We start from the raw sequence: 25,446 nt of genomic DNA, 5'->3' as shown, positions 1-25,446 counted from the left end.
TTTCGATCGTGCCTGAATCTGATCAAGCGGCTTCCTATTCCGAGAAGCTGGAATTCGCCACCGCCACCGAGTGCGGCCAGCGCGCGTACAACGACGACGCGGTGGCGGTGTATCGGGCGAGTGGGAGTGAGTTGCGGTATCGCGGTTCGCTGGCGGCGATTGCGGATGGGGTGGGGAGTGCGGAGGCCGGGGGTGCGGCGGCGCGGGCGGCCGTGAGTGGGTTTATTTCCGACTATTACAGTACGCCGGATTCCTGGTCGGTGAAGCAGGCGGCGGCGCGGGTGTTGCACGCGTTGAACGGTTGGCTGTATCGCCAGAGTGGCGGCGCGGATGAGGTGCAACGGGGTTGGCTGACGACGTTTTCGGCGGTGGTGTTGAAAAGTTCGACGGCCCACCTGATCCATATCGGGGATTCGCGGATTTACCGTCTGCGCAGTGGAAACCTTGAATGCCTGACGCGGGACCACAGTCGTACGCTGGGGCCGGACAGGACGTTTTTGAGTCGCGCGCTGGGAATGGATGCGCATATCGAGGTGGATTACCGGCAGGAGCCGCTGGAAGCGGGCGATCTTTTCTGTGTGACGACCGATGGCATCCACGATTTTCTGCCGCTGCCGCAGTTTGCGGCGTTGCTGGAAAAGTATCAGCTGGACGCGGCGCAGCCGTTGATTGCGGCCGCACTGGATAACGGCAGTAGCGACAATCTGAGCCTGGCACTGTGCCGGGTGAATATGCTGGAGGCGCTGGAGTCCGACGATCTTGTGCTGACCACCGGCCAGCTGCCCTTCCCGCCTGCGCTGCAGCCGGGCAACAAGATCGACGGCTATGAAGTGCTACAGGAGCTACATGCGAGTAGCCGCAGTTATCTGTACCTGGTGCGGGATCTGGACAGTGGAATTCTGTGTGCACTGAAGGCACCGTCGGAAAACTTCATTGATGATCCGGCCTATATCGAGCGTTTTATCGCCGAGGAATGGACCGGGCGCCGGCTGGATCATCCGGCCATCGTCAAGGTGTTTCCGCCAAAAAAGGAGCGCCGCTTTCTCTATCATGTTATGGAGTATGTGGACGGACAGAATCTGCGCCAGTGGATGCAGCTTAATCCGCAACCGCCGTTGGATCAGGTACGCAATCTGGTGCAACAGCTGGTGAGCGCTTTGCGCCGCCTGCAACGGCTGGAAATTGTGCACGGGGATCTGAAGCCCGAAAACATCATGCTGGATTCCTCAGGTCGCCTGAAGCTGATCGATCTCGGCGGTGCCAATGCGGCGGGACTACTGGAGCTACTGCGCTATCAGGACAGCGCACCACCCGGCAGCAAGAATTACTGTGCACCTGAGTATTTCGTGGGCGACGGCGCGAGCCACCGTTCGGATATTTTTTCCCTCGGCGTCATCGCCTATGAAATGCTTACCGGTCAGTATCCGTATAAAGAGCGCCTCGGCAGCCGCCACTATCAATTGAAGAATTACGCCGGTATGCGCTACATCAGTGCGCGCCAGCACAGAGACAACATTCCGGAATGGATCGACGGTGCTCTGCGCAAGGCCTGTGCGCCGGACCCGAAAAGCCGCTACCCGGCGCTGTCGGAATTTGTGCACGATCTCAGCACACCAAACAGGCGCTTCGCCAATACGGAAACACCGCCACTAATCGAGCGCAATCCACTGCTGTTCTGGCAGACACTGGCGGTGTTGGCGATCCTCTCGCATCTCATTTATTTTCTGTAAGTACCTTCTTTCGCCTGAGCCACCTTGGTGCGCAATTCGCCGGCGCGCACCAAGTTGTACCGCCGATACATTCAAAATCGTCAATAACCCATATAAATCCTGTGGTTTCCCACCACCTGTGCCACTTCAGAAAGTTGGCACAGAGATTGAATACCTAAAGTCACAATCCGAAACTTTTTCCGAACTATTCAGCAAGGCAACGGCGCCTGACGCTCTTCGACAGAAGAGAGGCAGCCGTGCGACCTCACGCCACCAAGCTCCCCTCTCCCTCTGCCGAAGAACCTCAGGTACGCCCAGCGGGCAAATACGGCAGAGATTATGGTCAAGCAGAAAATCGTCGTCATCGGCAACGGCATGGTGGGTCACCACTTCCTGGAACAACTGGCGAGCCGCCCGGAGCGGGCGATGTTCGACGTGCTGGTATTTTGCGCCGAACCCCGCCCCGCCTACGACCGGGTACACCTCTCAGAATATTTTGGCGGCCGCAGCGCGGACGACCTGGCCATGGGCAAGGTGGAGCAGTACCGCGAATGGGGCTACGACCTGCGCCTGAACGATGCCGCAGTGAACATCGATCGCGAAAACAAAATCGTGACCTCCGCCAGTGGCGCTTCCGAACCCTACGATCACCTGGTACTGGCCACCGGTTCCTATCCTTTCGTACCGCCAATTCCCGGTCACCAGCATGCGAAGTGTTTCGTTTACCGCACCCTCGAAGATCTCGACAAGATCCAGGCTGCCGCGCAAAGCGGCAAGGTCGGCGTAGTGGTGGGCGGCGGCCTGCTGGGCCTCGAGGCGGCCAATGCACTGAAACAGCTGGGCCTTGAAGCCCATGTGGTGGAGTTCGCCCCCGGTCTGATGTCCGTACAGCTGGACGAAGGCGGTTCCAAATTACTGCGGGAAAAAATCGAAGAGCTGGGCGTGACGGTGCACACCAGCACGGCCACGGAACTGATCGAGGAAGTGGACGGCGGCCGCCTGCGGATGCAGTTCAAAGGTGAGAGAGAACTGGTCACCGATCTGATCGTGTTCTCCGCCGGTATCCGTCCGGAAGACAACCTGGCCCGCTCTGCGGGTATCACCCTCGGCGAGCGCGGCGGTATCGTGATCGACAACCATTGCCGTACCTCCGACAAGAATATTTTCGCCATCGGAGAGTGTGCTCTGTTCGACAACCGCATCTTCGGCCTGGTGGCTCCAGGCTACTCCATGGCGCGCACGGCCATATCCCTCCTGTGCGGCGACGCGGCCGAGTTCAACGGCGCGGATATGAGTACCAAGTTGAAGTTACTCGGTGTGGATGTGGGATCCATCGGTGACGCCCACGGCCGCGCCGAAGATTCCGCCGCAATCACCTTTGTGGATGAACAGACCGGCGTCTACAAGCGCATGATCACCGATCGCACAGGCAAGAAACTTCGTGGCGCGGTGCTGGTGGGCGATACCGACGATTACGACACCCTGCTGCAGTATCACCTGAACGATATGGATCTTCCCGAGCACCCGGAGCAGCTGATCCTGCCGGCCCTGGACGGCGCCAAGCCTGGCCTGGGTGCAGGTGCGCTGCCAGACACAGCGACCATCTGTTCCTGCCACAACGTGAGCAAGGGCGACATCATTGGTGCGGTGCAGGGCGGCTGCTGTTCTGTGGGCGAAGTGAAAGACTGCACCAAGGCCGGCACCGGTTGTGGCGGTTGTTCCGCGCTGTTGAAAAATGTTGTGGACACGGAGCTGGCGGCGTTGGGAGTGGAGGTCAACAATGATCTGTGCCCGCACTTCCCCTACACCCGCCAGCAGATTTTCCACATGGTGCAGGTGGAAGAAATCAAGACCTTTGACGAGCTGCTGCACAAACACGGTCGCGGCAAGGGCTGCGAAATCTGCAAGCCCACTGCCGCTTCCATTTTTGCGTCCCTCTGGAACGAACATATCCACAAGAAACCGCACGTGGGTCTGCAGGACACCAACGATACGTTTATGGCGAATATGCAGAAAAACGGTACTTATTCCGTGGTTCCGCGCATCGCCGGCGGCGAGATCACACCGGACAAATTGATCGTGCTGGGGCAGGTGGCGAAAAAGTACGACCTGTACACGAAGATCACCGGTGGCCAGCGTATCGATCTGTTTGGTGCGCGTCTTGAGGAGCTGCCGGAGATCTGGCGCGAGTTGACGGATGCGGGCTTTGAGACCGGCCACGCGTATGGAAAGTCTTTGCGTACGGTGAAATCCTGTGTGGGCAGTACCTGGTGTCGCTTCGGTGTGCAGGACAGTGTGGGTATGGCGCTCACGGTCGAGAATCGCTACAAGGGTCTGCGTTCGCCGCACAAGATCAAGATGGCGGTGTCCGGTTGTACCCGGGAGTGTGCGGAGGCGCAGAGCAAGGATATCGGTGTAATTGCGACCGAGAAAGGCTGGAACCTGTATGTGTGTGGTAACGGCGGCATGCGCCCGCGCCATGCGGACCTGTTTGCGACGGATCTGGATGATGTCACCCTGATCAAATATATCGACCGCATTCTGATGTTCTATGTGCGCACGGCGGACAAGTTGCAGCGGACGTCGGTGTGGCTGGAAAACCTGGAAGGTGGTCTGGATTACCTGCGCGAGGTGGTGATCGAGGACAGTCTGGGACTCTGCGATGAGCTGGAACGTCAGATGGGCAATGTGGTGGGCACTTACCAGTGTGAGTGGAAGACTGCGATCAATGACCCTGAGATGGTTAAGCGTTTCCGCCAGTTTGTGAACACCGATGCGAAGGACGAGAAGATCGTATTCGTGGAAGAGCGCGAGCAGCGTCGGCCAGCGACCCGAGAGGAGATCGTCAAGATCTGCGAACCCGCCTAAGTTTTTAATTTGGCCCGGTAGCGGTGGAGCACCGGGTGTGAGGTTTCAGGACCGCGGTAAACCCATCCATGGGCGCTGCGGCGCAAACTTCCTGTTTGCGACGCTCCTGAAACCTCACACCCGGCGCACCACCTTCACATCGAAGTAAATTACTCCGTTCCGTGTCATTCCGGCGCAGGCCGGAATCCAGTTCAGTAGAACTGGCTACACAAGAAAATTTTTGAATTTCACCACCTACTTTGTGGAGAGCCAGAATGAGCGAAGTTGCCATAACCCGCGCCGAGTGGCTGCAAGTCTGCAAGCGATCAGACCTTGTAGCCGATTCCGGAGTGTGCGCTCTTGTGGGCGATCGTCAGATTGCCCTGTTTTTTTTACCCGATCAGGACGCCCAGTTATATGCCATCGACAACTGGGACCCGATCGCCGATGCCGGGGTGATCGGCCGCGGTCTTGTTGCGGAGATCGACGGTGAGCTGACGGTGTCGTCGCCGCTGTACAAGCAGCATTACCGCCTGAGCGACGGCCGGTGTCTGGAAAAACCGGAGTATCAGCTGGACGTATTTCCCGTGGCATTTGAAGGCGACGATGTGTTGATCCGGGTCGGACCATAATCCTTTTGAAATAAGCAGTAGACGATGGCTTTACCAGAACTGTTCAGCGCACGCAGGTCCTGCACGACCTGCCCTTACTGCGGCGTTGGCTGCGGTGTTGTGGCGACGCGGGAGAAGACGGCGGCCGGGGGTGAGGAGGTGATTCGCATCCAGGGCGATGAGCAGCATCCGGCGAACAGGGGCAAGCTGTGTGTGAAGGGTTCTTCGCTGGCGGACACCCTTGGCGATCACGGGCGTCTGTTGAAGCCGCGCCTGCACGGTGTGGACTGTGATTGGGATACGGCGCTGGAATATGCGGCGTCGAAGCTGCGCGAAACCATCTACGAGCACGGGCCGGATTCGGTGGCGTTTTATCTTTCCGGGCAGTTGCTGACGGAAGATTATTATGTGGCCAACAAGCTGATGAAGGGTTTTATCGGCACGGCCAACGTGGATACCAATTCGCGTCTGTGTATGTCGTCCGCGGTGGCGGCGTACAAGCGCGCGTTTGGTGCGGATGCGGTGCCGTGTAATTACGAGGATCTGGATCAGGCTGAGTTGGTGGTATTGATCGGTTCCAACGCCGCCTGGACCCACCCGATTCTGTTCCAGCGCATGCAGGCGGGCAATGCGAAACTGGTGGTCATCGATCCCCGTGGCAGCGCCACCAGTGAAATGGCGGATATGCATCTGGCGATCACGCCGGGCAGTGATGCGGCGCTGTTCAATGGGCTGTTGCACTACCTTGCCGAGTTCGGCGCGCTGGATCACGCATTTATCGAAAACCATACGGAAAATTTTACCGATACCCTGTATGCGGCGGCCGAGTGGACGCCGGAGAGGGTGGCGGCGTACTGCAGCCTGGAGCTGGAGCAGCTGCTCACATTCTACGAGCTGTTCCGTACCACAAAAAAATCCATCAGTTTCTATTCCCAGGGCATCAATCAATCCAGCACCGGCACCGACAAGAACAATGCCATCATCAACTGCCACTTGGCTACCGGGCGTATCGGCAAGCCCGGCTGCGGGCCCTTTTCCATTACCGGTCAGCCCAATGCCATGGGAGGACGTGAGGTAGGTGGATTGGCGAATGTGCTCGCTGCGCATATGGATTTCACCGAGGACAATATCGACCGCGTCGGCCGTTTCTGGAATACAGACAACCTGGCGAGGGGCCCCGGGCTCAAGGCGGTGGATCTGTTCAAGGCGGTGGAGAGCGGTCAGGTGAAAGCCGTATGGATCATGGCCACGAACCCGGCGGTGAGTATGCCGGACGCACGCCGGGTGGCGAAGGCCCTGAAGCGCTGCCCAACGGTGATCGTATCCGACTGTGTGGCAGATACGGACACCGCGCGCTGTGCGGACCTGCTGTTGCCTGCGACAACCTGGGGAGAAAAGACCGGTACTGTCACCAACTCCGAACGCCGTATTTCACGGCAGAAAGGCTTCCTGCCGAAACCGGGTGACGCGCGCCACGACTGGGAAATCCTCTGCGATGTGGCCCGACGTCTGGGCTTCGCGGATGCCTTCAATTACGCATCCCCGGCGGATATTTTCCGCGAGCACGCCGCACTCTCGGGTTTTGAAAACAACCGCGAGCAGGCCCGCCGCGCATTTGATATTTCCGCGTTGGCCAATATCAGTGATACCGAATACGATAACTTCACACCGGTGCAGTGGCCGGTCACCGCTGCCAACCCGAACGGCACGCCGCGGCTGTTTAGCGACGATGACTTCTACACACCGAATGGCCGCGCCCGCTTCGTCGCAGTGACACCCCGGTGCCCGATGCAGGAAACCCGCGACGAGTATCCACTGGTACTGAACAGCGGCCGTATGCGCGACCAGTGGCACACCATGACCCGCACCGGCCGCGCACGTAAACTACTGGACCACAGCGAAGCGCCGGAGCTGCACGTACATCCGCAGGAAGCGCGGAGATTCCGCGTTGAAGACGCGCAGCTGGTGCGTGTGGAAAGTGAACAAGGCCAGTTCTTCGGCCGCGCCCACGTCACCACTAGCCAGAAGCCCGGCCAGCTGTTTGCTCCCATCCACTGGAGCGACAGCCTCGCCCACCATGCTACCGTCAGCGCACTGGCCGCCCCCGTTACCGATCCCTTCTCCGGTCAGCCGGAACTGAAGCAGATGGCGGTAAAGATAGAACCCCTGAATGCCCACAGCTTTGCCTGCCTGCTGCTGCGCACCCGTGCCGCGGAAGAACTGCACCGGTATCTACAAGCTGGCGATGCGCAACTGTTTGAGACGATATTGCACTGGTACCGGGTCCCAGTTGAAGGTGGCTACCGCTTCGAGCTGGCCCTGAAAACTCAGCCGGATTGGCAGGCGCTGGCCGACAGATTGTTCAACCTGCGCGCCCGCCCCCTCAACCGCAAACGCCTGCAATTGCCGAATGGCGAACGCTGGCTGTTGCACAGTGAACAGATGGAATTGCTGGTGTTCACCAGTGCCGCATGGCAGTCCCTGCCAGACCGCAAAACCCTGGAAAGCGCTCTGCAGCAACCGCTACCAGACGCGCCCGCCAAACTACTGCACGATGTACCAGCCGGCGCTCAGATGATATGCACCTGCCTGCAGGTATCCCGCAGGGAAATCGAACTCACCATCGCCGACGGCGCGACATCGTTAGAAGAGCTGGGTAAACGGCTGGGTTGTGGTACGAATTGCGGCTCCTGCAAACCGGAAATCTCAGCACTGCTGACCACAAACCTTGCGGTAGCCGTCGACTGAGGCTTGGCAGGCTCGGTGTGGCCGGCTATCTTGCGGATCAAGCAGATAGCAACAAAAGGCAAGAGCTATGTCAGACGCCTGTGCAGAAAATGGCCTGCGCTCCGTAGAAGCCGCCAAGCAGATGCTGATCGATGGCATCAAACCGATCACCGAAACCGAGACTATTCCACTGCATCAGGCCTGCGGACGAGTACTCGCGGAGCCGGTACTCTCCGCCCTCGATCTGCCCCCCTGCGACAACTCTGCCATGGATGGTTACGCCCTGTGTGGCGAGTTTGAACGCTACACCATCGTGGGCAAAAGCCTCGCCGGCCACCCGTTCTCGGGAACACTGGAGCCCGGACAGGCAACCCGTATTACCACCGGCGCGGCCGTCCCCGCCGGGGCCGACCGTGTGCAGATGCAGGAAAACTGTACACTCGAGGGTGACCAGCTCAGCATGAGCCGCCCCGCCGCTCCAGGCGAAAATATTCGCCACCGCGGTGAAGACGTGCACCTGGGTCAGAGCCTGATCCCCGTCGGCGCCAAAATAAAAGTCCCCCATATCGCTCTGCTGGGCGCGGCTGGCGTGGCCGAAGTCACTGTGCTGCGCCAACTCAAGGCCGCCCTGCTCTCCATCGGCGACGAACTGAAACCCATCGGCACCCCGGTGACGGAGCTGGGCGACGGCGATATCTATGACAGCAACCGCATCGCTCTGCGCGCCGCGCTGGAGCAATTGGATGTGGCTATCCTGGATCTCGGCTGCTATCCCGATCAACCAGAAAGTATCCGCGAAGCATTCATTCACGCCAGAAACAACGCGGATTTTGTAATTACCAGTGGTGGAGTTTCCGTGGGTGAAGCGGATTTCACCAAAACGGTGTTGCAGGAACTCGGCGAAATCGATTTCTGGAAACTTGCCATCAAACCCGGCAAACCCTTTGCTTTTGGCCGCCTGCCGAAAGCAAATGGCGAAGCGCTGTTCTTCGGCCTGCCCGGAAATCCGGTATCCGCCATCGTCACCCTGTATCAGCTGGTTGTTCCCGCGCTGGAAAAGCTTCGCGGTACATCCGAACAATATCGCCAACCGCCAGTGCAACTGCGCGCGCGATTGCTGAACAGCATTCGCAAAAAGCCGGGGCGCACGGATTACCAACGCGGGTTTACCTATCGCGATGGCGATGGTATTCAGGTGGTGGAGACTCGCGGTATCCAGGGGAGTCACATTCTTTCCGGTTTTGCCGCGGCAAATTGTTTCGTGGTTTTGCCTAGAGAGGGAGGGGACTGTGAGACCGGGGACTGGGTTACCGTTGAACCGTTTACTGCGCCTCTGAAATAGATTGGTGGTCCCTGGTAAGGGAGTCCGGTGGCGGCAAAGCACTGGGGATGGGATTTTGAGTTTTATCTGACTGATTTGAATTTTGGTTTGGGGAAATGATGTGATTCTTGAAGTCGCAATTCTGGATGTTAAAGCGGACCAACAAAAAGAATTTGAAATTTCCTTTGGAAATGCCCAATCCATTATTTCTTCGATGCATGGGTATATAAATCATCAGCTGCAAAAATGCATTGAGAAGGAAAATCGCTACATTCTATTGGTCAATTGGGAAAGGCTTGAGGACCATACCGAAGGATTCAGGAAGTCACCTGAATATCAGGAATGGAAAGCCCGTCTCCATCACTTCTACGACCCATTCCCCGAGGTGGAACACTACGAACTCGTCGAACTGTAATTCCTTCGATATGAAGGCAAAGCGCCGCCACCACACTACCCAAGCAGGTACCACAAAACCAAGATGCTATAATCCGCGGCCAATTCAGAATTCCGAAGAAAGAAGTACCATGAGCCGCAGCCGCTACGAGAAATTCAAGCAGGTGCTCCGCCTGCGCCAGCACGACATGACCCTGCTCACCGACCAGGTCCACAAAGGCCAGAACATCTCCGCCATGCTGCGCACCGCGGACGCCGTCGGCATTCCCGAAATCCACATGGTCCAGCCCTCCTACGGAACCCGAATCTATCGCAACACCGCCGGCGGCAGCGGTAAATTCACCGGCAACAGCGTCTACCCCGATATCCAGACCGGCATGGCCGAACTCAAAGGTCGCGGCATGCACCTGTACGCCGCCCACTGGTCCGACCGCGCCATCGACTTCCGCAAAGCCGACTACACCCAACCCTTCGCCCTCATCATGGGTGCCGAAAAAGACGGCCTAAGCGACTACGCCGCCGAACACGCCGACGACCACGTCACCATCCCGATTATCGGCATGGTCGAAAGCTACAACGTCAGCGTCGCCGCCGCGATCATCCTGCAGGAAGCCATGCAGCAGCGCATGAAAGCCGGCATGTACGACAACAAAACCCTCGACGAACAAGACCCGGCCATCAAAGACATTTTGTTCCGCTGGATGCACCCGAAAATGGTGAAGTATTGCGAGAAGTACGATTTGCCATTTCCGGAGTTGGATGAGGACGGCGATATCATTCCGCCAGCTGATCCAAAATACCGTCAGCCGAACCTGTGATTATTGGACACGCGTTGCTTTACCCAACCTACGCGGCTACCCTCTCGGCAGACATATTCAAACCGACTCTCCAGAGAGGAAATAATGCACACCGAAGAGATCGAATACACCGTCGACGGCGAATCCTTTACCGGTTACCTGGCCTACGACGACAGCATCGAAGGCAAGCGCCCGGCCATCCTCCTTGTGCACGAATGGTGGGGTATGAATGACTTCACCCGCGAAGAAGCCGAACGCCTCGCCGCTGAAGGTTTCACCGCCTTCGCGCTCGACATGTACGGTACGGGCATTGGCGCCGACAACCCGGGCGACGCCGCCGCGCTCATGAACAAAACCCTCGAAACCGAAGGTGCCCCCCTCAAACGCTTCCAGGCCGCCCTCGACCTTATCAACGCCCACGAAACCGTAGAACCCGGGAATATCGCCGCCCAGGGCTACTGCTTCGGCGGTGCCGTCGCCCTCACCATGGCTCGCCTCGGCCTGCCGCTGAAGGGGGTGGTCAGTTTCCACGGTGCATTGCAGACCGACGTCAAAATCAAGCCTGGCGACGTTAAAGCCCAGATCCAGGTCTACACCGGTGGCGACGACGACATGATTCCCGCCGAAGACGTTGCCAACTTCGTCAAGGAAATGCAAAGCGCTGGCGTACGCTTTGATTTGATCAGTTTCCCCTGTGTGAAACACGGATTCACCAATCCCGCCGCTACGGGCCGGGGAGAGAAGTTCGGTATTCCCCTTGCATATAATGAAGACGCCGCCAACAGTGCCTACGAAGGTGCCGTCACTTTCTACGACAGAATCTTCCAGGGCTGATCAAGTATCACCCCGCTCAAGCGGACAACCCGATTAATCAGCCTGCCCGCTATCGACCTCGAGATAGCGGGCGCCACTCCCCTCCTCTGCCATCTTGTCTTCCGGGTTCCGCAACGGACAATCCGTCAGTGAAAGACAGCCACAACCGATACAGCCATCCAGCTGATCCCGCAGCGCCGTCAATTGCTCGATGCGCGTATTGAGTGTGGCGCGCCAACTTTTCGACAACTGCGTCCAATCCCGCTTGGTGGGTATCCGGTTCGCAGGAAGGGTCTCCAGAGCAGCCTTGATTTCCTCCAACCCAATACCCGTGCGCTGCGCCACCTTGATAATCGCCACTCGGCGAAGGGCATCACTGCCGTAACGGCGCTGATTACCCGTAGTACGCCAACTGCTGATCAGCCCACGGGATTCATAAAAATGCAATGCGGAAACGGATACCCCGCTGCGCGCTGCCAGCTGTCCCACCGTAAGAACACCATTCTGCCTGGACATAAACACCCTTTCACACATCTTGACCTCAAGTTAACTTGAGGTTTTACACTGCGGCGCACCTAATGACAAGACAGGAAGCAGGAAATGAAGAAACCCGGGAAATCCGTAATTCAACAATGGGTACATTGGATGGCAAACCTGATGGTTGCGGAAAGCCAGAGCCTGCCACTGGCACGGACAGTCGCGCTCACGTGTGTGCAGCCAGACAGGCAACCGCAAATGTACGCCTCAAAACCTGAGGCTAGCGTCAATGCAGAACTTCAAGGCACAATACGTCACTGAATTTTGACCGAGGGGGAAACGTGCAACCGATCATATCCGTTCAGGGCGTCGGCAAAACCTATGCAGGTGGTTTTACCGCGCTTCATTCCGTCGATCTCGATATCCAACGCGGCGAAATTTTTGCTCTGCTCGGGCCCAACGGCGCCGGCAAGACCACACTGATCAGCATCATCTGCGGCATCGTCAATCCATCCACGGGAAAGATCACCGCCGATGGCCACGATATTCAACGGGATTTTCGCGCGGCGCGCAGCAAGATCGGTTTGGTTCCGCAGGAACTGTCCACGGATTCCTTTGAAAGTGTATGGGCCACGGTGAATTTCAGCCGCGGCCTGTTCGGCAAGGCACCGAATCCCGACTACATCGAAAAAATCCTGCGCCAGCTTTCTCTGTGGGACAAAAAGGACAGCAAGATCATGGCGCTCTCCGGCGGCATGAAGCGCCGGGTGATGATCGCCAAAGCGCTGTCACATGAACCGTCCATTCTGTTCCTCGATGAACCCACAGCCGGTGTCGATGTGGAGTTACGCCGGGATATGTGGGAAATGGTGCGAGGGCTGCGCGAAAGCGGTGTGACCGTTATTCTTACCACCCACTACATCGAGGAAGCCGAAGAAATGGCAGATCGCATTGGTGTGATCAACCGCGGCGAACTGGTACTGGTGGAAGACAAACACACACTGATGCGCAAACTGGGCAAGAAGCAGCTGGCAATTCAATTGCAGAGCCCGGTGTCGTCACTGCCGGAATCTCTGAATACATTCGCTCTGGATGTGGCAGACGATGGCAATCAGCTGATCTACACCTTCGATACCCAGCGCGAACACACTGGTATCGCCGAGTTGCTGCGCGCGCTGAATCAGCAGGGTATCGAATTCAAGGATCTGCATTCCAGTGAAAGTTCTCTGGAAGAAATCTTCGTGAGCCTGGTGCACCAGAACCAGAGCGAGCGCCAGCAGGCCGGATGAAAAAGGAGTAAAGTCAATGAATGTTCACGGCATCCGCGCCATCTACAAATTTGAAATGGCCCGCACCGGGCGCACCCTGATGCAGAGTATTGCCTGGCCGGTAATTTCCACCTGCCTGTACTTTATCGTGTTCGGCACCGCCATCGGCGGCCGCCTCGGCGACATCGAAGGCGTGAGCTACGGGGCGTTTATTATTCCCGGGCTGATCATGCTCTCACTGCTGTCGGAGAGTATTTCCAACGCGTCGTTCGGGATTTTTTTCCCGAAGTTTTCCGGCACCATTTATGAAGTACTTTCCGCGCCAGTATCCGCATTTGAAATCGTCGCCGGTTACGTGGGCGCGGCGGCCACCAAATCGGTGATTATCGGCCTGCTGATTCTGATTACCGCGCGTTTTTTTGTGGATTACCATATCGCCCATCCGTTCTGGATGATCGGATTTCTGATCCTGACGGCGGTCACCTTCAGCATGTTCGGCTTTATCATTGGTGTGTGGGCAGATGATTTTCAGAAATTGCAGATCATTCCACTGATGGTGATCACCCCACTGACGTTCCTTGGTGGTGCCTTTTATTCCATCAATATGCTGCCGGAATTCTGGCAGAAGGTGACCCTGTTCAACCCGGTGGTATATCTGATCAGTGGGTTTCGCTGGGCATTTTACGGCGTAGCCGATGTGAATGTGGGGATCAGCCTGGCAATGACACTGCTGTTCCTGCTTGCCTGCATGACAGCCGTATGGTGGGTTTTCCGAACCGGTTACAAGATCCGCACCTGACGGACATCATTTCTGGAAAAAAGCCCGTGGTCTGGCAGGTTGTTGAAAAACAACCTGTCGTTCTCCGCGGGCCTCCGCCCTATTTATCTCTGCGCGTTCAATTCGGCCCATAAGCCCGGGTAAACACCCGCACTACCTCTTCTACATGGGCGGAAACTTCTTTCGCTGACGGTGGCTCGCTACAACCCAGCATAATCTGGATATGGGTGCAGCCGCCCTGCAACATCCCAAAAAACAGCTCCGATGCCCGTTCGGGGTTCAGAACCCGCAACTGGTCCAAATCGCACGCCCGCCGCAAAAAACGGATCATTTCATTGCGGGTACGCATAGGGCCCGCCTCGTAGAACAAATTGGCCATGGTCTGGTCCTGGGCACCCACGGCGCTGAGCAGGCGCATCAGTTTCAGCGAGTCCTCGTGGTAGATCATCTCCAGAAACGCCTCACCGATTTTCTGCAGCATCTCCGCCACCGGCATACCCGGCTCCAGATTGAACATAATCACCGGCATCTGACTGACGCACTTGGCCTCGATAGCCGCGGTAAACAGCGTCTCCTTGTCGGAAAAATGACTGTATACCGTCAGTTTGGACACACCCGCTTCATTGGCCACGGCATCCATGCTGGCGCCGGTAAATCCATGGGTCAGAAACAGATGTTTGGCCGCATCCAGGATGGCCTGCCGCTTGGCGGGGTCTTTCGGGCGGCCGCGGCTGGCAGTCGCGGAGGGCATAGGTTCATTCATCAGTCGTCATCGTCACTCTTTCAGCGCCCATCCACCGCGGAAACACCGGTGGTTGAAACACGCGCTCGCGTCCATTCAATTAGTGGACTCGCGAGTTTAATATATTTACTATACTCGCCAGTATAGCAATGGTGCCGGGGCCGGCAAACGCACAACTGTACCAGTTTCCGTCCGGCCCCCCACCCCCAAAAGAGTGATTCACAAGGACAGAGGCATTCATGCACCGCTTCCACCTACGTCGTTTCCCCTTGCAAGTCGCCACCACGCTGCTGGCGGCACTGGCCCTCAGTGCCTGCTCGGCACCCGAAACAGGCCAAGTCAAACCACCCCGCCCGGCCATCGTGGTACACCCGGAAATGGCCGGCGAACAGCTCGCGGTTTACCCCGGCGAGGTACGCGCGCGACACGAGCCCGCATTGGCCTTCCGGGTGGGCGGTGCGGTAGCCCGTCGTCTGGTGGAAGCCGGAGACCGGGTAAAGCAAGGTCAGCCACTGGCGGAGCTGGATGCGGAAGATCTGCAGCTGCAACGTAACGCGGCACGTGCGCAACTGGAGGCGGCGGAGACGGAAAACCGCAATGCCGCCAATGAACTCGCCCGCTACCGCGAGCTGTTGGGACGCAAGTTGATCGGCGAATCCCAGTTCGATACCGTCAAAACCCGTCACGATGGCAGCGTCGCACAGCTGGAACGCGCACGCGCCCAGTGGAAGGTGGCAAGCAACCAGGCGGACTATGCCATATTGAAAGCGCCCCGCGACGGCGTTATCGCCCGGCGTATGGTCGACGCCGGCCAAGTGGTAAACGCGGGGCAGACCGCCTTTGTACTCGCGGCCGACGGCGAACGGGAGGTGCGCATCGACCTTCCAGAGCAGGACGTCAGCCGCTTCACCATAGGGCAGCCGGTCAAAATTGAACTCTGGTCGCGACCTAGCGAACCTTTTTCCGGTCAGGTGCGGGAAATATCTCCTGCCGCGGAGGCGGGCCTGCGCACCTTTGAGGCACGGGTAGCATTCGACAATGCGGAGCCCGATGTACAGCCCGGGCAGAGCGCGCGGGTATTCGCCCGCACCGGAACCCATCACGGCACCTCTTCGCTGCAGCTGCCCATGGCTGCCATCACTGCCGATGGCGAGCACGCCCATGTGTGGAAACTGAACCCGGATGATTTCACCCTGCAAAAAACCAGCGTTCAGGTTGTGCGCTTCGGTGAGAAAACCGCGGAGATCGTGTCGGAACTCACACCGCAAGACTGGGTGGTTGCGGCCGGTACCCAACTGGTCGGGGAGGGTCAGCGCGTGCGCCCGGTGGATCGCCACAACCGCCCCATCGAACTTGAGGGGAGTGTGGCCCAGGGCTTTTAGAACACAGCCATACGCCATCGGCTAAACGCCAACCATTTTCCTGCACCACCACCGCATACCGTCGAGATACATCACCATGCGATTCAATCTTTCCGAGTGGGCACTGAATAACCGCCCGCTGGTGCTCTACGCCATGCTCATACTCGGCCTTATCGGCGCCCTGTCGTACACGCAGTTGGGGCAGAGCGAAGATCCCCCCTTCACCTTCAAGGTGATGGTGGTAAATACCCTGTGGCCCGGCGCCAGTGCCGAAGAGGTCTCCCGCCAGATCACCGAGCGGATCGAAAAGAAGCTGATGGAGACCGGTAACTACGAGCGGATTGCCTCCTTCTCACGCCCCGGTCAGTCCCAGGTCATGTTTGTCGCCCGCGACAGTATGCGTTCCAGTGAGATTCCCGATCTCTGGTACCAGGTACGAAAAAAAGTCAGCGATATCCGCCACACATTGCCACCGGATATTCAGGGGCCCTTTTTCAACGACGAGTTCGGTACCACCTTTGGCAATATCTACGCGCTTACTGGCCCGGACTTCGACTACGCGCTGATGAAGGACTACGCCGACCGCCTGCAGCTGGCATTGCAGCGGGTGGAGGATGTGGGCAAGGTGGAATTGCTCGGCCTGCAGGACGAACGTATCTGGGTGGAAATCTCCAACGCCAAGCTCGCCTCACTCGGCATCCCCCTCGCCGCGGTGCAGTCCGCACTGCAGGCCCAGAACCAGATGGCGGAAGCGGGTTTTGTAGAAGCGGTGTCCGACCGCGTGCGCATTCGCGTCGGTGGCCAGTTCCAGAGTGTGGAGGAAATCCGTCGGTTCCCGATATATGCCAATGGCCACACCATCGCGCTGGGAGACTTCGCCCAAGTGGAGCGCGGCTTCAGTGATCCACCCCAGCCGCGGGTACGTTTTATGGGCGAAGATGCCATTGGCATTGCCGTGTCGATGAAATCCGGTGGCGATATTCTGCAATTGGGTGAACGGCTGGATGCCGCGGTCAGCGAATTGCAAAAGGACCTTCCCTTGGGGCTCGAGCTGCGCAAAGTCTCCGACCAGCCGGCGGCAGTGAAAAGCGGCGTGGGCGAATTCGTCAAGGTGCTGGTGGAAGCGCTCATCATTGTGATGCTGGTGAGTTTTTTCTCCCTCGGATTCCGCACCGGCCTGGTTGTCGCCCTGTCAATTCCGCTGGTACTGGCGATGACCTTCGGGCTGATGAACTATTTCGACATCGGCCTGCACAAGATTTCCCTCGGTGCGCTGGTACTGGCGCTGGGACTGATGGTGGACGACGCCATCATTGCCGTGGAAATGATGGCGATCAAAATGGAGCAGGGGTTCTCACGGCTGAAAGCCGCGGGCTTCGCCTGGACCAGCACCGCCTTTCCGATGCTGACCGGCACCCTGATTACCGCTGCGGGCTTTCTGCCCATCGCCACCGCTCAGTCCGGTACCGGTGAATACACCCGTTCGATTTTCCAGGTGGTGACCCTCTCGCTACTGGCGTCCTGGGTGGCCGCGGTGATTTTCGTTCCCTACCTCGGCAACCGACTGTTACCGGAGCATGGAGCGCAAACCAGCCACGCGGACCCCTATCAAAAACCGTTTTACCAGCGCTTCCGCCGTGTTTTGCAGTGGTGCCTGCGCTATCGCAAAACCGTGCTGGCGCTGACGGTGCTGGTATTTGTCGGTGCGATCATGCTGTTCCGCTTTGTACCGCAGCAGTTCTTCCCCTCCTCCGCGCGCCTGGAGTTGATGGTGGACCTCAAACTGAATGAGGGCGCCTCCCTGCGGGCCACGGAAGAGGAAGCCATGCGTCTGGAGAAGCTGCTCGCGCAGAACCCTCAGGTGGAAAACTACGTGGCCTATGTGGGCACCGGCTCGCCGCGCTTTTACCTGCCGCTTGACCAACAGCTGCCCGCGGCGAGTTTCGCCCAGTTTGTGGTGCTGACCCGCAATATCGAGGAGCGCGAGGCGGTACGCCAGTGGCTGATCACAACGCTTGCCGAGCAGTTTCCCGCGGTACGCACGCGTATTTCCCGCCTGGAAAACGGCCCGCCGGTAGGTTACCCGGTGCAATTCCGGGTATCCGGCGAACACATTCCTGAAATACGTCGCATCGCCCGCGAGGTTGCCGAGATTGTGCGTGCAAATGACGACGTGGCCAATGTGCATCTGGACTGGGAGGAGCCCAGCAAGGTGGTAAATCTGGACGTGGACCAGGCGCGTGCACGGGAGATGGGCGTAAACAGCGCGGCACTATCACAGGCTCTGCAGGGCTCGCTCTCCGGAGCCACGGTGGGCCAGTACCGTGAAGACAACGAGCTGATTGCAGTGGCCGTGCGCGGTGAGGAACAGGAGCGCCGGGCACTGGCCCAGCTGGGCAATCTCGCCGTGCAGACCGAACGCGGAGAATCGCTACCGCTGAATCAGGTGGCAACACTGGATTATGCATTTGAGGAGGGCATCATCTGGCATCGCGACCGCCTGCCTACCGTCACAGTGCGCGCGGATATTTACGGCAGGCAACAGCCCGCTACCGTGGTGGCAAATATCTGGCCGCAATTGCAATATCTGCGCGAGAAATTACCGCCGGGGTACCTGCTGGAGATCGGCGGCAGCGTGGAGGAATCGGCGCGCGGGCAGGAATCCGTCAATGCCGGGATGCCGCTGTTCCTGCTGGTGGTGTTTACCCTGCTGATGCTGCAGCTACGCAGTTTCTCTCTGTCCACCATGGTGTTTCTCACAGCACCGCTGGGGATTATCGGGGTCACCCTGTTCCTGCTGCTGTTCAACCAGCCATTCGGATTTGTGGCGATGCTCGGCACCATTGCGCTGGCCGGCATGATCATGCGTAATTCGGTGATTCTGGTGGATCAGATCGAGCAGGATAAACTACAGGGACTCTCTCCCTGGGAAGCCATTGTGGAATCCACCGTGCGACGTTTCCGCCCGATTGTACTAACCGCGCTCACCGCAGTACTGGCGATGATTCCGCTTTCCCGCAGTGACTTTTTCGGGCCTATGGCGGTGGCAATCATGGGAGGGTTGATTGTGGCGACGGCGCTGACACTGCTGTTTTTGCCGGCGCTTTATGCGGCGTGGTTTAGAGTTAAAGAACAGTAGAGGTAGTTAGAATTAGTTCGGTGGTCCCGGTAGTAGGGCCTGTGGCGGCACTGCTACCGGGTAATTACTTGTGAGACACGAGCTAGGCGCCCCCCCTCAACCCATCCATGGGGGCTCTTCCGCGAGGTGGCCCGGCCGCTCCATGCATTCGCGGCGCCTTCGGCCCCTCTCGCGGAAGGTCTCACAAGTAATTACCCGGCATCAGCGCCTTCGCGGAAATTGCAGTGTCTTTCACTTACCATCAGAAAAGAACATTCGCAAATTACGGAAATTACTCATCCATCTCGTGCATCAATTGTACTTCCTCGATCACCTTGAACAGGCGATCCGGTCTCTCCGTCATGATGCCGTCCACACCCAATTCTATTAAGCGACGCATTTCCGCTTCATCGTTTACCGTCCACACATCCACCCGCACTCCGTGGTCCTGAACCTGGGATACGGAACTCCGATCAATAAGGGAGATACCTTCGTACTCGGTGGGAATATGCAGCGCCTGATAGCGTGGGCTCAGTAGTCGGAAGGCGTGCAGCCTGGTGGCGAGCGCGAACATCTTGACCTCATCGGAGCCAGCTCCGGTCGCCACATGAGGGCAGTCTTCACGCAGGGTATCGATGGCAGACTGGTGGAAACTCGATACGATCACCTGGTTGCTTTTGTTGAAAGCCATCAGCTTGCGGCACAGGGTGCGGGCCGCGTCCGGGTCCGGAGATTTCAGTTCAATCACCATCGGGTAGCCGGGATAAGTTTTGAATACTTCGTCCACGGTGAGAATACGCTGCGGATTATCCCGGTAGGGAAAGGTTTTACCATCCTGGCTCCAGTTATAGGCGACGTTCAGTTTTTGCAGTTCCTGCAGGGTTTTGTCGCGGATGGCACCCTTGCCTTCGGTGGTGCGGTCAACGGTATCGTCGTGCATCAGCACCAGTTCGTCATCGGCGGAGGCATGTGCATCCATTTCCAGTACATCCACATTCATGGCCGCCATCTGCCGCAGGAATATCGGGGTATTGCCGGGGTAGAGCCCCTGACCGGTGTCATCGGCATGGGCGATCACCTGCGGGCGACGGAACCCCTCGGAAGTATGCTCCGGAAACTGCAACCCCAGATCCGCAGCCGGGCGCGCCGCCAGCCAGCGCCAACCGATAAAGATCAACACCGCAAGTAACAGCAAAGTGAACAGTCGTTTCAACATTTATTCTTCCAGCAATTTCAGTAGCCTGTCCGGCCGGTTGGTGACGATACCGTCGAGGCCAAGGGCGATATAGTGTTGCATCTGCTTTTCATCATCCACGGTCCAGACAGCTAAATGCAGATGGTGCTTGCGCGCGGCGAATACAAACCGGCGAGAGTACACATTCAGGCCCAGGTAATGCATGGGCAACTGCATGGCCCGGTATTCGCAGTGCAGCCAACGCGCAGCCCCCAGCCACTGGGCGATATAGAACAATAGTGCTTCCGGCATGGTGACACCGGTGCGCGCCTGTGGACACAACCGGCGGAACTCGCGAATGACCGCGCGGTGGAATGACGAGACGATCACCCATTCGTGGCAATCTGCGGTTTCAATGGCACGGCTCAGTGCCCGCGCAGCCTCCGGATCATTGTTTTTTAACTCGATGATCAGGGGAACGTTCGGAATCTGTGCAAATACTTCGTCGACTGTGGCAACCCGGATGGGGTTGTCGCGGTAGGGAAAGCAACGACCATCGCGACTCCAGTTGTGCGCGGCATTGAGTGTGCGCAACTGCGCCAGTGTGTGTTCGATTACCGCACCACGGCCATCGGTGGTGCGTTCAAGGGTCGCGTCGTGCATCAGAATCAGGTGGCCGTCTGCAGTGAGATTGAGGTCCAGCTCCAGTGCCTCTACACCCAGTTCAACCATCTTGTGCAGATACAACAGGGTATTGCCGGGATAGAGCCCACAGCCGGATTCATCGCCATGGGCTATCACCATGGGACGCGCCCGTCCACTGTTCCAGCACCCGCTCCCGGGCGTGACATCACTCATGGGTTACTGCGTTCCGTGGCCGTTTACTGCAGGATTTTTTCCAACCGCTCGAGATCGTTTACCACCCGCCAGCTGCCGCCATTCTGCTCCACCTTCTGTTGCCATTGTTGCAGACGGGTCAGGTATGCGTTGGGGTCGACATTGTCCGAGCGCAGTTTGGTCACGTTCAGGGCTACCAGATCGAATCCCTGCAATGCCAGAGGCACCTCCCGGTTGTAACCTTCCTTTATTTCTTCCTTGAGGTCGGAAAAGATCAGGATGGTTTTACGCCCCGGTTCTTTTTCATTGAGAAATTCCACCGCCTGTAACAGACCGCCGGTGATGTCGGTGTAATCCGCCGGTTTGGCACTTGCAACAAAGCTGTCGATGGCCTGCTGGAACGCCTGCTTCTGTTTATTGGTAACACTTGGGCGGTCGTCGAAGGTTACTTTCGCATGGATATTTTTTTCGCTGAAGCTGCCGGTGTTGATGCTGGCCACGGCGAAGGTATCTCCCGGGTTGAGCCTGGCCAGGGTGTAATTGATCACCTGCTGCGCCTTGCCGAGTTCATCGGTATAGGTCCCGGAGGTGTCGATCAACATGTACACCCCCTGATTGCGCGCGATGGGTTCACCGCAGGAAACCAGCAACAGCGCGCTCATCACCCACACCAAAACCGGTATCGGGTTTCTCATAGAGCCTCCTCCAATTCCGCAGGGGATTTGGTTTTATCCGACTTCAATGTCACCTGCTCCCGCCAGCGCTGGAAGCGGCTTTCCAGCCACAGTGGGAAAAAGATGACGATATCGTACACCCTGGCCAGCATCGTGCCGGTGCGCCAGATTCCGGTACCGGTAAGGCGCAATACCACCGCCAGAACCCGCAGGAAAAATGCAGCGAAAATACCGATCACGGTGCGGGTGGAGGCAATAAAATTTTCCAGTGGAATGGCCACAAACGTCAGTGCGAACGGCAGGATAAAGCCCATCCCCATCTGCGCGGCGGTAGTGATCCAGTAGACACTTGTCGTGGTCGCGGCCACTTCGTCTCCACGCAATTGGGCGCTCACCGCCAGGTCTTCCTGCATCAGGATCTCGCGCATAAATGCGAGCCCGGCCTCCACCGAGGCCAGAAAAAATAGCAGTGCAAACGCCGCCCACATCATCCGCGTGCGCAGTTTGTCGTGCAGGGCACTGATCACCGGGAACAGGCGGGTGATGCGCAGACACTCCATCATGAACAGCCCCATGGTGATTTCCACGAGGATAATCACCAGCGCAGATATGTCCGCAATTCGGAAGCTACCGATATAACTGGTACCACCGACCATCTCGGTCATTGGCCGGGCAATCAGGTGGAAGTTGATGAGTGCACCACCCACCGCAATGGCCAACACAAACGCAGAGATGAAAAACTGACTGAGGGAAGAGGACGACAGCATGCGCTGGGCGCGGTCGCTGCTCTGCAGGATTTCTTCGTAACGGTCCATATGGCCATCCACGACTTTGGCACGCTGGTGCACCGTGGTGACCGTCTTGTTGACCTTACCCAGGCTGTGAAGAATCGCGCGCCAGGCAGGCATCATGCGCTTTAACAGCTGGTGTCGTTCGCGCGCGGATTCCCGGTAGGCTTCCAGGGCCTTGGCTTCCGCCTTGCGCATGGAGCCGTGAATGGTCTCCAGCACATCCCCCACCACCGGGTCCTGTTTGGCGGGAATCTCCGCCACGGCCTTAATGGCCTTGGCCCAGTTGGTGGGTTCCGGCGGCACTTCGGCGCTGCGCACATAGTCTTCGTCGATGGCGGTCAACTGCTCGCAGAGTCTGCGGTGCAGGGCCGGATACTGCGCGAGTTCCTTTTTCATCGCGCTCTCGATACGGTCGAATTCCCGCTCGATATGCCGCTCGGTGGCCTCGCGACCCGCGGCCATCAGCACCTCGCGATTGCGCAGTTGCAGCCGCGCCTCCGTCGCTGCGACTGCATTGGCCCCCAGGCGCAGAGACTGGTGGAAAAAACGCGCCAGGGCGTAGATCCCCTGATGCACAGGCCTGCGCGCCAGAAACAACGCAGTCAGCGCAACAATAAACCACAGCCACGTAGGTAAACTCTGGAAAATCTCGGTCATGGTACAGCTTCCTCCCCTGCTGGCATCCAGCAACGATTCTTTTATGTACAGACCCGACATCAGTCTCGTAGTCGTGCGCGTGGCGGAAACTGCCGCCCGAAAAAGTGAAATGTCCCTCGCATGCTATCAAACACACCGCATTATTTACTTTTTATGGGATCACACTTCCGACGCGAAACTCGCCATGGCGGCAAAATATACAAGGGAACTCCGCACTGTATTGCACCGACAGGCTGCCGGCTCAGTCGAGACGTTTGCGGAAGCGCAACACCGTCAGGGTCATCATCACCGCAATAAACACCACCAGCGCCAGCAGGTCCGGCCACAGCTCAAGCACCCCGGCCCCCCGCAGCATCACACCGCGGATCAGGCGCAGGAAATGGGTGAGTGGCAGTATTTCCGCCAACCACTGCGCCGCCTTTGGCATGCCGTCGAAGGGGAACATAAACCCGGAAAGGAGGATGGATGGCAGAAACACGAAAAAGGTCATCTGCATCGCCTGAAACTGGGACTGGGCGCGGGTGGAGATCAGTAACCCCATGGTCAGGTTCGCGAGAATCAGCAACACTGCGGCGATATACACATCCAGCATACTGCCGCGAATGGGCACGCCAAACAGCCAGGTGCCGAGCAGCAGGATCAGACTGGTCTGGATCAATCCCACCAGACCGTATGGAAGTACCTTGCCAATCATCAGCTCCGCGCTGCTTACCGGCGTGGCAATCAGCAGTTCCATATTGCCCCGCTCACGCTCGCGGACGATGGCCACGGCGGTGAACATCACCATGGTCATGGTGAGGATAATGCCGATCAGTCCCGGTACGATATTGATCGCCGACACCCTCTGGGGATTGTAGAAGCTGACAATACTTACCGGACCTTGCGGTAGCGGTACTGAGGACTGACGAACGGGTAAACGAATGTCGCTCTCCGGCGGCGGCTCCCTCACCGGCACCTGCGCCAACTGTGCCGCCGCACTCTGTACCACGGTATCGCTGCCATCCACCAGAATCTGGATTGCCTCCTGCCCCAGTGCGAGACGCCGCTCATAATCGTAGGGTATAACGATGCCCACACTGATCTCGCCGCGGCGCAGCATCGCCATCAATTGCTCCGGCGTCTGCGCGTTCGCCACCGGATCAATCACTTCGGTGGCCAGCATATCCATCACCTGTTGACGCGAAGCGCTCGTTTCCGCCTGATCGGCAATAGCCGCTGGCAGGTGGCGGAGGTTGAGATTGATGGCATAGCCAAACAGGATCAACTGCATGATGGGAATGCCGATGATCATCGCGAGCGTCATGCGATCCCGGCGCATCTGCCGGAACTCCTTCTGCAGTACCGCAAACAGGCGGCGACCGTTCACAGGCGCTCCTGCTGGGAGACCGTGTTCTGCCTATTGCGTTCAGAGTCAGAGGCGTGATGGGTAACCGCCACAAACACATCTTCCAGACTCGGCGTTACCGGATGGATCCGCGCATCAACAGCGGCGGCGCGCAACGCCTCCTGCATTTCCTTCCGCATCGCCTCCGGGGTTACCTGTGCACCCTCGGTCAGGAGACGCAGACTGTTACCGATCTGCGCCGCGCTGATGACACCGGGGACGCCCAGCAACACCTCCCGTGCACTGCGCTGACGGTCGGTTTCCACCAGCAAGGTGCGCCCCGCTATCCTGTCGGTCAGCTCCGCCGGGCTGCCGTCCGCAGCCAACCGGCCCCGGTCGAGGATGGCGAGACGATGGCAGCGCTCCGCTTCATCCATATAGTGAGTAGATACGAGGATGGTGGTACCGCCATCGGTGAGCTCAAACAGTTTTTCCCAGAAATCCCGCCGGGATTCGGGATCCACTGCACTGGTGGGCTCGTCCAGAAACAGCAGTTCCGGTTGATGGATAACGGCACCGGCCAGTGCCAGACGCTGTTTTTGCCCACCGCTCATTGTGCCCGCCAGCTGATCGGCACGCCCCTCGAAGTGATACTCCACCAGCAGCTCGTCGATTCGTGCTTTCGCCGCCCGCGACGACATATTCTGCACCGCGGACAGAAACTCCAGGTTCTCACGTACACTCAGATCGGCAAACAGGGAAAATTGCTGGGTCATATAGCCGATATGCTGACGCAGGATTTCCGCCTCCGCGGGAATCCGCAAGCCAAGCACCTCTATTTCCCCCGCCGTAGGCGTGAGAAGCCCGCAAAGCATCCGGATACTGGTGGATTTACCCGAGCCATTCGGGCCGAGAAATCCATAGATCTGCCGCTTCGGCACCGTGAGATCCACATCGTCCACCGCCTTCAGGCTGCCGAATGTTTTACTGAGCCCACGCGCCCGGATGGCGATGTCGTCGTCCATTG

The 25,446-nt window shown here is 58.2% G+C and carries 20 protein-coding genes; 12 read left to right on the top strand and 8 right to left on the bottom strand.

From position 1 onward, the window contains the following. The first annotated feature begins 8 nt into the window (after window positions 1–8). The 8 genes from C3938_RS11210 (at window position 9) to C3938_RS11175 (ending at window position 11,239) form a co-directional block, all read left to right on the top strand. Window positions 9–1,730: a bifunctional protein-serine/threonine kinase/phosphatase gene (locus C3938_RS11210; RefSeq protein WP_233998842.1), complete on the top strand. Its 1,722-nt coding sequence runs from the start codon at window positions 9–11 to the stop codon at window positions 1,728–1,730. Window positions 1,731–2,048: 318 nt separating this feature from the next. Further along, window positions 2,049–4,577: a nitrite reductase large subunit NirB gene (gene nirB / locus C3938_RS11205; protein WP_105103397.1), complete on the top strand. Its 2,529-nt coding sequence runs from the start codon at window positions 2,049–2,051 to the stop codon at window positions 4,575–4,577. A gap of 254 nt (window positions 4,578–4,831) precedes the next feature. Next, window positions 4,832–5,188, top strand: coding sequence for a nitrite reductase small subunit NirD (gene nirD, locus C3938_RS11200; RefSeq protein WP_105103396.1), 357 nt, complete (start codon window positions 4,832–4,834; stop codon window positions 5,186–5,188). 24 nt (window positions 5,189–5,212) lie between these two features. Beyond that, window positions 5,213–7,915: a nitrate reductase gene (locus C3938_RS11195; RefSeq protein ID WP_105103395.1), complete on the top strand. Its 2,703-nt coding sequence runs from the start codon at window positions 5,213–5,215 to the stop codon at window positions 7,913–7,915. Between the two features lie 67 nt (window positions 7,916–7,982). Next, window positions 7,983–9,236, top strand: a complete 1,254-nt coding sequence (gene glp, locus C3938_RS11190) for a gephyrin-like molybdotransferase Glp (protein WP_105103394.1) — start codon at window positions 7,983–7,985, stop codon at window positions 9,234–9,236. Window positions 9,237–9,336: 100 nt separating this feature from the next. Continuing rightward, window positions 9,337–9,630: an antibiotic biosynthesis monooxygenase family protein gene (locus C3938_RS11185; protein ID WP_105103393.1), complete on the top strand. Its 294-nt coding sequence runs from the start codon at window positions 9,337–9,339 to the stop codon at window positions 9,628–9,630. 109 nt (window positions 9,631–9,739) lie between these two features. Further along, window positions 9,740–10,426 carry a tRNA (guanosine(18)-2'-O)-methyltransferase TrmH gene (gene trmH / locus C3938_RS11180; RefSeq protein WP_105103392.1) on the top strand — a complete coding sequence of 229 codons (687 nt, stop codon included), beginning with the start codon at window positions 9,740–9,742 and terminating at the stop codon, window positions 10,424–10,426. An 84-nt stretch (window positions 10,427–10,510) separates the two neighbouring features. Beyond that, window positions 10,511–11,239 (top strand): dienelactone hydrolase family protein, encoded by a 729-nt coding sequence (locus C3938_RS11175; protein WP_105103391.1) that lies wholly within the window; start codon window positions 10,511–10,513, stop codon window positions 11,237–11,239. 33 nt (window positions 11,240–11,272) lie between these two features. Here C3938_RS11175 and soxR read toward each other — a convergent pair whose 3' ends face one another. After that, a complete protein-coding gene (gene soxR / locus C3938_RS11170; protein WP_105104478.1) occupies window positions 11,273–11,734 on the bottom strand; it encodes a redox-sensitive transcriptional activator SoxR in 462 nt (153 codons plus the stop codon). Window positions 11,735–12,036: 302 nt separating this feature from the next. Here soxR and C3938_RS11160 point away from each other — a divergent pair, with 302 nt between their 5' ends. Both C3938_RS11160 and C3938_RS11155 read left to right on the top strand, forming a co-directional pair. Then, a complete protein-coding gene (locus tag C3938_RS11160; RefSeq protein WP_105103389.1) occupies window positions 12,037–12,984 on the top strand; it encodes an ABC transporter ATP-binding protein in 948 nt (315 codons plus the stop codon). 16 nt (window positions 12,985–13,000) lie between these two features. Further along, window positions 13,001–13,762: an ABC transporter permease gene (locus C3938_RS11155; RefSeq protein ID WP_105103388.1), complete on the top strand. Its 762-nt coding sequence runs from the start codon at window positions 13,001–13,003 to the stop codon at window positions 13,760–13,762. Window positions 13,763–13,859: 97 nt separating this feature from the next. Here the strand turns inward: C3938_RS11155 and C3938_RS11150 are convergent, their stop codons facing one another. Then, a complete protein-coding gene (locus C3938_RS11150; protein ID WP_105103387.1) occupies window positions 13,860–14,504 on the bottom strand; it encodes a TetR/AcrR family transcriptional regulator in 645 nt (214 codons plus the stop codon). Window positions 14,505–14,722: 218 nt separating this feature from the next. Between C3938_RS11150 and C3938_RS11145 the strand changes: the two genes are divergently transcribed. Together C3938_RS11145 and C3938_RS11140 are read left to right on the top strand one after the other, a co-directional pair. Continuing rightward, complete coding sequence (locus tag C3938_RS11145; RefSeq protein ID WP_105103386.1) at window positions 14,723–15,865, top strand: efflux RND transporter periplasmic adaptor subunit; 1,143 nt, start codon at window positions 14,723–14,725, stop codon at window positions 15,863–15,865. A 76-nt stretch (window positions 15,866–15,941) separates the two neighbouring features. Then, window positions 15,942–18,983 carry an efflux RND transporter permease subunit gene (locus tag C3938_RS11140; RefSeq protein ID WP_105103385.1) on the top strand — a complete coding sequence of 1,014 codons (3,042 nt, stop codon included), beginning with the start codon at window positions 15,942–15,944 and terminating at the stop codon, window positions 18,981–18,983. 271 nt (window positions 18,984–19,254) lie between these two features. Here C3938_RS11140 and C3938_RS11135 read toward each other — a convergent pair whose 3' ends face one another. The 6 genes from C3938_RS11135 to C3938_RS11110 all read right to left on the bottom strand — a co-directional run bounded on the left by C3938_RS11135 (window position 19,255) and on the right by C3938_RS11110 (window position 25,444). Continuing rightward, window positions 19,255–20,178, bottom strand: a complete 924-nt coding sequence (locus C3938_RS11135; RefSeq protein ID WP_105103384.1) for a glycerophosphodiester phosphodiesterase — start codon at window positions 20,176–20,178, stop codon at window positions 19,255–19,257. Further along, window positions 20,179–20,940, bottom strand: coding sequence for a glycerophosphodiester phosphodiesterase (locus tag C3938_RS11130; protein ID WP_158681658.1), 762 nt, complete (start codon window positions 20,938–20,940; stop codon window positions 20,179–20,181). A 77-nt stretch (window positions 20,941–21,017) separates the two neighbouring features. Beyond that, window positions 21,018–21,668 carry a VWA domain-containing protein gene (locus tag C3938_RS11125; RefSeq protein ID WP_105103382.1) on the bottom strand — a complete coding sequence of 217 codons (651 nt, stop codon included), beginning with the start codon at window positions 21,666–21,668 and terminating at the stop codon, window positions 21,018–21,020. Further along, on the bottom strand, window positions 21,665–23,095 hold the full coding sequence (locus tag C3938_RS11120; RefSeq protein ID WP_105103381.1) for a hypothetical protein: 1,431 nt from the start codon (window positions 23,093–23,095) through the stop codon (window positions 21,665–21,667). Before C3938_RS11120 ends, C3938_RS11125 begins: the two co-directional genes overlap by 4 nt. A gap of 241 nt (window positions 23,096–23,336) precedes the next feature. Further along, entirely contained in the window at window positions 23,337–24,461 is a 1,125-nt protein-coding gene (locus C3938_RS11115) for an ABC transporter permease (RefSeq protein ID WP_105103380.1), read from the bottom strand. Continuing rightward, the gene (locus tag C3938_RS11110) at window positions 24,458–25,444 is read right to left on the bottom strand and encodes an ABC transporter ATP-binding protein (RefSeq protein WP_199775584.1); all 987 of its coding nucleotides are present in this window, start codon (window positions 25,442–25,444) and stop codon (window positions 24,458–24,460) included. The genes C3938_RS11115 and C3938_RS11110 overlap by 4 nt, the downstream gene beginning before the upstream one ends. Window positions 25,445–25,446 lie beyond the last annotated feature (2 nt).

Origin of the sequence: Microbulbifer pacificus (assembly GCF_002959965.1) — a bacterium.
GTDB classification, from domain to species: domain Bacteria; phylum Pseudomonadota; class Gammaproteobacteria; order Pseudomonadales; family Cellvibrionaceae; genus Microbulbifer; species Microbulbifer pacificus_A.
This window is presented reverse-complemented; position numbering and strand designations above follow the sequence as displayed.

What these genes read in the sequence shown, in the direction of transcription:
- C3938_RS11145 (WP_105103386.1), top strand. Translation starts at nt 14,723, where the DNA reads ATGCACCGCTTCCACCTACGTCGTTTCCCCTTGCAAGTCGCCACCACG.
- C3938_RS11135 (WP_105103384.1), bottom strand. Translation starts at nt 20,178, where the DNA reads ATGTTGAAACGACTGTTCACTTTGCTGTTACTTGCGGTGTTGATCTTT.
- C3938_RS11140 (WP_105103385.1), top strand. Translation starts at nt 15,942, where the DNA reads ATGCGATTCAATCTTTCCGAGTGGGCACTGAATAACCGCCCGCTGGTG.
- nirB (WP_105103397.1), top strand. Translation starts at nt 2,049, where the DNA reads ATGGTCAAGCAGAAAATCGTCGTCATCGGCAACGGCATGGTGGGTCAC.
- C3938_RS11125 (WP_105103382.1), bottom strand. Translation starts at nt 21,668, where the DNA reads ATGAGAAACCCGATACCGGTTTTGGTGTGGGTGATGAGCGCGCTGTTG.
- C3938_RS11120 (WP_105103381.1), bottom strand. Translation starts at nt 23,095, where the DNA reads ATGACCGAGATTTTCCAGAGTTTACCTACGTGGCTGTGGTTTATTGTT.
- C3938_RS11110 (WP_199775584.1), bottom strand. Translation starts at nt 25,444, where the DNA reads ATGGACGACGACATCGCCATCCGGGCGCGTGGGCTCAGTAAAACATTC.
- C3938_RS11195 (WP_105103395.1), top strand. Translation starts at nt 5,213, where the DNA reads ATGGCTTTACCAGAACTGTTCAGCGCACGCAGGTCCTGCACGACCTGC.
- soxR (WP_105104478.1), bottom strand. Translation starts at nt 11,734, where the DNA reads ATGTCCAGGCAGAATGGTGTTCTTACGGTGGGACAGCTGGCAGCGCGC.
- nirD (WP_105103396.1), top strand. Translation starts at nt 4,832, where the DNA reads ATGAGCGAAGTTGCCATAACCCGCGCCGAGTGGCTGCAAGTCTGCAAG.
- C3938_RS11175 (WP_105103391.1), top strand. Translation starts at nt 10,511, where the DNA reads ATGCACACCGAAGAGATCGAATACACCGTCGACGGCGAATCCTTTACC.
- trmH (WP_105103392.1), top strand. Translation starts at nt 9,740, where the DNA reads ATGAGCCGCAGCCGCTACGAGAAATTCAAGCAGGTGCTCCGCCTGCGC.
- C3938_RS11155 (WP_105103388.1), top strand. Translation starts at nt 13,001, where the DNA reads ATGAATGTTCACGGCATCCGCGCCATCTACAAATTTGAAATGGCCCGC.
- C3938_RS11130 (WP_158681658.1), bottom strand. Translation starts at nt 20,940, where the DNA reads ATGGTGATAGCCCATGGCGATGAATCCGGCTGTGGGCTCTATCCCGGC.
- C3938_RS11150 (WP_105103387.1), bottom strand. Translation starts at nt 14,504, where the DNA reads ATGAATGAACCTATGCCCTCCGCGACTGCCAGCCGCGGCCGCCCGAAA.
- glp (WP_105103394.1), top strand. Translation starts at nt 7,983, where the DNA reads ATGTCAGACGCCTGTGCAGAAAATGGCCTGCGCTCCGTAGAAGCCGCC.